The organism is Neisseria sp. P0009.S007 (assembly GCF_051962515.1).
The window spans coordinates 1-1,308 of record NZ_JBQCVF010000385.1; the positions used below are offsets into that span (position 1 = coordinate 1).

Consider the following 1,308-nt stretch of genomic DNA (forward strand, 5'->3'; position numbering starts at 1 on the left):
TCCAAATAAGTTTTCCATTCCTCGTTGGACAAAGTCGGACGGATAAACGGAATGGCGGCTTTCCACACCGACTGCACAGCAGTAATTTGTTTTTTGGATGCTTCGCTGGTGCTGTACAAAATATCGAACTCAAGCGGATGATCATCGTTGTAGACTGATTCGTTCAACAGTTTGCGTGCGGTTTCGATGCGTTTTTCAGGCGTCCACTCTTTCCACTCAGGATAAACAGGAATCACGCCCTGCATTTGCGGCGGCGTCAATTGGAACGCAGGCGTATCGCCACGGCCGCCCACTTTGACGACGATGTCGCGGCGCGTCAGCATATTGAGCGCCTTGCGGACGCGCGGATCGTTAAACGGCGCTGCTTCGTGGTTCGGCTCCAAATACCAGCTACATAAAGAAGTCGTGCGTCTTACTTGGCCCGGAAACTCAATATCCGCCACTTTGACCTGATCACTGGGAATACCGTAGGTCACATCAATTTCATTGGCGCGATAACGGTTGTACTCACCACTGCCTGACAGAAAAACCGCCTTCGGAATGGCTACTTTGTCTTTATCGTAATAATTGGGATTGCGTTCCATATTAATGTGGCTGTTGACTTTCCAATCCGTTAACAGATAAGCGCCACTGGAAACATAATGACCGGGCTGCGTCCACTTATTGCCATATTTTTCAACAGTGGCGCGGTGAACCGGAAAAGTGAATTGCTGAATCAGCATATCAGGGAAATAAGGTACGGGCGCAATCAGCGTAAATTGCAGGGTCTTCGCGTCCAACGCCTTGACGCCCAATGTCTCAGGCTTGGCTTTGCCGTTTAATATATCTTCCGCATTTTCCACTTGGGCATCGACCAAATAGCTGCCGAAAGGTGCGCCGGTGGCCGGATCGGCAAGACGGCGGAAGCTGTACACGAAATCTTCGGCAGTAATCGGATCGCCATTACTCCATTTGGCATCACGCAGATGGAAGGTCCAAACACGCTCGCCCTCGCTCTCCCATTTTTCCGCCAAAGCAGGAATGGTTTTGCCTTCGGCATCCGTACCGACCAAACCATCCATCAACTGACGGATAATCGCACCGGCCGCCATATCACCGCTCATCTGAGGATCCAGCGTACCCGGCTCAACGCCGTTGCTGACCACCACGCGCTCATAATCGGTACGTTTAAACTCAGGAGCAGGCTTAACATCGCGGCTACACGCCGACAATGCGAATACGGCAGCCAATAATGCAGCCAACAGCGGATAGGTTTTTCCGGCCATATTTCATTCCTTCTTTTGGGTATTCTTCTTTTTCAGACGGCCT

General features: G+C 51.1%; 1 protein-coding gene. It reads right to left on the bottom strand.

All coding sequences use genetic code 11. The features are described from left to right. Positions 1-1,265: peptide ABC transporter substrate-binding protein (locus tag ACTHS3_RS13480; RefSeq protein WP_440368191.1), on the bottom strand; the 1,265-nt coding region annotated here is incomplete at its 3' end. Positions 1,266-1,308: the final 43 nt, after the last annotated feature.